Origin of the sequence: Synechococcus sp. R6-10, assembly GCF_047461815.1 — a bacterium.
Taxonomy (GTDB): Bacteria; Cyanobacteriota; Cyanobacteriia; order Thermostichales; family Thermostichaceae; genus Thermostichus.
In genome coordinates, this window is sequence record NZ_JANSHW010000402.1 from 1 (window position 1) to 4,175 (window position 4,175).

A 4,175-nucleotide genomic window follows, 5' to 3' on the forward strand; every position below is an offset into this window, starting at 1 on the left:
CGGCGAGCGCTTCTCCTGCATCCAGGTTAGGAAAGATCCAAAGATGCGGCTGGAGGTGCCCCCGTCAGAATCGCTGGAGCCTGCTGATCCAGCAAAGGCTTTGTCCAGCTCGTCGATGAAAAGGATGGCAGGGGCGAGAGATTCAGCAGTTCGCAGGGCACTGCGCAGATTCGCTTCCGATTTGCCCACCATGGAGCCATCATAAACGCGGCCCATGTCCAGACGCAGCAGGGGCAGGCCCCAGAGACGGGCAGTGGTCTTGGCGATCAGCGACTTACCGCAGCCAGGCACGCCCAGGATCAGCATACCCTTGGGTTGGGGCAGTCCATAGGCGCGGGCCCGCTCGGTGAAGGCCTCAGAACGTTGCAGCAGCCAGCGCTTCAGCTCTTCCAGACCGCCAACGGCGTCGATGGTCTCGTCCTCTTCGATAAACTCGAGAATGCCGTTGCGCCGGATCAGTTGCTTCTTCTCAGAGAGGATGATGTCTACTTCTGCCTCGGTGAGGCGACCATGCATCACCACAGCCTTGCGGTAGACTTTTTCTGCCTCGTCCTGCGTTAGGCCCAGGGCCGCCTTGAGCAACTTTTCGCGGGTATCAGGAGCCAAAGGCAGGGAGCGCGGGATCTGCTCCAGCTGGCGGTTGAGGGCGCGCTCCAATGTGGCCATGTCCGGCAGGGGGAAGTCCACTACGCAAATGTCTTTCTCCAGCTCGACCGGGATCACCTGCACCGGCGACATGAGCAGGATGGTTTTGTGGGATCCCTTCAGGCTGGCAATAGCATCCCGCAGCCAGCGCTTCACCTCGGTGTTGTCCAAGAAGTCATGTAGGTCTTTGAAGACGCAGATGGCGGGATCCTTTTGCTCCATTACCCACTGGATGGCGGGCTGGGGGGATTGGGTGTTGTGCTGGGTGAGGCTGCGGGGGTTGCCGTATTCGACGATGCCGTGGGTAACTGTCCAAATGAATAGGCGACGCTGAGGCTTAAGGGTGCGGGCAATTGCTGCCAGAGCCGCTTCTGCCCGTTCCTCCTCTGGAGTCAGCAGGTACAGCAGTGGGTATTGAGCTTGAATGAGGATGCTTAGCTCTTGCATGGGAAACACCAACTGCAGAGGGGAAATTTCAGGAGCCGCCAGAACGGTTGAAAAATGGGGTTCGAGTTGCCTAGGTATTGGATTGCACTTGGGAGTACGCCCTTGTTGGATGGATTTTGAGAGGATTTTAGAAGCCTTCTGTGTTGCTGTCTGCTCCTATCAGCTCAAGTTCCTGAAGGGGGCCCGCTTGGGAGCGTTCTAGCAGGGTACCAGAGCATCCTGCCGTTGCTCTTCCGAGCCAGCAGCCGATCCCCAGTATTCCGGCTCCACCTCTTCAAGGATGGCTTCGGCAGCCGATGTCTGGTGCAGGGAAACCACCTCTCCATCGCGGATAACAAATGGGTGACTACACTTGGGACATTGATGGACACAATAGGCGCTACCTTGTACCCCTTCAATGACCTCTGGGTGAAGCAGATAGAAGGTAATGGCCTTCTCTGCCACTGCCGACATCGGCTCCCGCTCCACGGCAGCCCGAATCTTCAGATTCCGGTGCAGCTCAGGTGAGAGATACAGGGTCACCTTCTGCTTGGACTCTGTGCCTTCCACTACCTCTGGCCGATGATTCATGGCTAACCGCTTTCTTTGAATTGCTTGCCAAACTTGGGGCCTATCATAGCCAGTCTGCCGGCTTGACGGCAAGTTTTTAACAATCTGTAACAAACAATTTTCTTGATGGCCCTCTGTGGATACCTGCGGCTGGGGGAGTAGGCTAGGTGGAAGACAAGGAGCGGAATGTCCAATCCCTATGGAACGCTTGATCAACACCCTCAGCAAAAATTTCTCTAGCTGGGGCCGCCGTGCCCTGGTGCAGGCCAGCGATGGTTTGGCCAGCTTGAGAGACACTGCCGTGGATAACGGCAATCTGTTACTCTGCAAGGCTCGCATCGCGTTCGCGGATGCCAGCTTCACCACCCTAAAGGCAATTCGGTCTCGCTTTGGCGCCAGTCGCTGACGGTTGGGCAGAAGCACCCTGCTAGCCGCCCAGATCTTGCAGCCGATAGAGGCTGGCATAGAGCCCGCTGAGGGCCATGAGCTCGGCATGGGATCCCTGCTCTTTGAGTTCCCCCCGCTGCAGAACCAAGATGCGATCCACATCGCGGATGGTGGAAAGGCGGTGGGCGATGATCAGGGCGGTGCGATCCCGCAGCAGGGTGTCTAGAGCGGATTGCAGGAGGGCTTCGGTGCCCACATCCAGGCTGGCGGTGGCTTCGTCCAAAACCAAGATTTTGGGATCCCGCCACATGGCCCGCACAAAGCTGATAAGCTGTTTCTGGCCGCTGGAGAGGTTGCTGCCCCGCTCTCGCACAGGGGTGGCGTAGCCTTGGGGCAAATTGCGGAGGAAGTCATGCAGGTTGAGTTGGCGGGCGACCTGCTCCACTGCCGCTAGATCTGCCTTCTCTCCTAGGGTGATGTTTTGCTGGATATCCCCGGAAAACAAAAATCCATCCTGCAGGATTACCCCTAGGTGGCGGTGCAGCTCAGCCTGGGGGAGATCCCGAATATCAACGCCGTCAATGCGAATAGATCCCTGGGTTACGTCGTAGAGACGGCAGAGCAAGCGAATGATGGAGCTTTTCCCGGCTCCCGTGGGCCCCACCAGGGCCACTTTTTCTCCGGGGCGGATGGTGAAGGTGAGGTCTTTGAGCACCCACTCCCCGGGGTTGTAGGCAAACCAGACGTGCTCGAACTGCACCTCTCCTCTGGCATTGGGGGGCAAGTGGCGGGGCTGAGCGGGATCCCGGATGGCGACCGGCAGGCTGAGGATGGCATCGATGCGCTCGACGGCGGTGAACCCCGCCTGCAGGGCGGTGAACTTTTCCGCCAACTGCCGCAGCGGGTTGAAAAACCGTTGCGAAAAGAGAATAAAGGCGTAGAGGCTGCCAAAGGTGAGGGGTTCCCCGGGCAGGGGCAGGGATCCCGTCCATCCCCCTCCAAGTGAGCCCCTACCGGCTGACATCACCTGCTGCCCGCCCACCCAGAGCAAAGCCGCCACGGCCAGCCAAGACACCCACTCCAAAACGGCAGAAAGGGCAGAATCATAGAGGATGGTTTGATCCACTTCCCGGATGTAGCGGCGGTTCATGGTTTGAAAAATCTCGCTATTGAGCCGCTCCCGCCGAAACAGTTGCACCACGGTAATGCCCAAGATGTTCTCCTGGATCCAGGAGTTCAGCTTGGAGAGTTCTTCGCGCACGCGAAAGTTGGCATCCCGAAAGCGGCGCTGCAACTCGAGGACAACAGCGCTGATGGGCAGGACGATCAAGATCAGCAGCAAGCCCAGATCCCAGCGTTGGCTGAGCATGACCACCGCGATCACCCCCAGGGTAAACAGGTCGCTGACGATGCCGACGGCACCGGTGGAAAAGACATCTCCCAGGGCTTCCACATCGTTGGTGATGCGGGTGATCAGCTTACCCACCGGGGTGCGGTCGAAAAACTGAGCCGGCAAGGCCAGAATGTGGGCGAAGAGATCGTCGCGGATGTCGCGGGTCATCAACTGCCCCAGCTTTTGGCTGACATACCCTTCCAGGGCTTGGAAGAGCCAGCGAACCAGTACCGTTAGGATCAACAGCCCCACATAGGGCCAAAGGTCGGAGAGGATCCCGGCCTCACCTCGTTCCAGCGCTCGGGCAATGGGGCCATCCAGAGCCCGCTGTAGGATCAGAGGCTGCACCGCATCCGCCAGCGCCAAGGGAGGCAGAAAGGCCAAGGCGGCCAACAGTAGCTTCAGGTGCCGACGGGCGTAGGGCCAGAGGAGCCGCAGCAGCCGCCAATCGCTGGCTCGCCGCGGGCGGGGATCCCTACTTAAATCGGTATCGGGGGGAGAGGCGGCAAGGCTCACAGGCTTACACCCGAGAACAACAAAGACAACTCATAGAGAGCACTGATCTACTCTAAGCGCTCTCCCTGAGGGAGAGGGAGTTTGGGATCCGCAAGGGTTTCCTCGCCATTGGGAATGGCTATAGCTGCACCCCTAATGGCTCTGGGACGGACGGAAAACTGGCCGCTTCAGCTAGAAATCGCAGGAGCCCCGCACTGTACCCGTAGGGTCAGTGCCGGGAGGAATGCGCTTTGATGAA

Annotated in this window: 4 protein-coding genes; 1 reads left to right on the top strand and 3 read right to left on the bottom strand. The window is 58.9% G+C overall.

From position 1 onward, the window contains the following. Together NW837_RS11220 and NW837_RS11225 are read right to left on the bottom strand one after the other, a co-directional pair. Positions 1-1,092 (bottom strand): AAA family ATPase (locus tag NW837_RS11220; RefSeq protein ID WP_414331574.1); only part of this gene is annotated, 1,092 nt, incomplete at its 3' end. A gap of 198 nt (positions 1,093-1,290) precedes the next feature. Beyond that, positions 1,291-1,662: a hypothetical protein gene (locus NW837_RS11225; RefSeq protein ID WP_414331577.1), complete on the bottom strand. Its 372-nt coding sequence runs from the start codon at positions 1,660-1,662 to the stop codon at positions 1,291-1,293. 178 nt (positions 1,663-1,840) lie between these two features. On the opposite strand from NW837_RS11225, the gene NW837_RS11230 reads away from it, so the two are divergent. Continuing rightward, entirely contained in the window at positions 1,841-2,047 is a 207-nt protein-coding gene (locus NW837_RS11230; RefSeq protein WP_041436551.1) for a hypothetical protein, read from the top strand. Between the two features lie 21 nt (positions 2,048-2,068). Here NW837_RS11230 and NW837_RS11235 read toward each other — a convergent pair whose 3' ends face one another. Then, on the bottom strand, positions 2,069-3,937 hold the full coding sequence (locus NW837_RS11235; RefSeq protein WP_414331579.1) for an ABC transporter ATP-binding protein: 1,869 nt from the start codon (positions 3,935-3,937) through the stop codon (positions 2,069-2,071). Positions 3,938-4,175: the final 238 nt, after the last annotated feature.

What these genes read in the sequence shown, in the direction of transcription:
- NW837_RS11225 (WP_414331577.1), bottom strand. Translation starts at nt 1,662, where the DNA reads ATGAATCATCGGCCAGAGGTAGTGGAAGGCACAGAGTCCAAGCAGAAG.
- NW837_RS11230 (WP_041436551.1), top strand. Translation starts at nt 1,841, where the DNA reads ATGGAACGCTTGATCAACACCCTCAGCAAAAATTTCTCTAGCTGGGGC.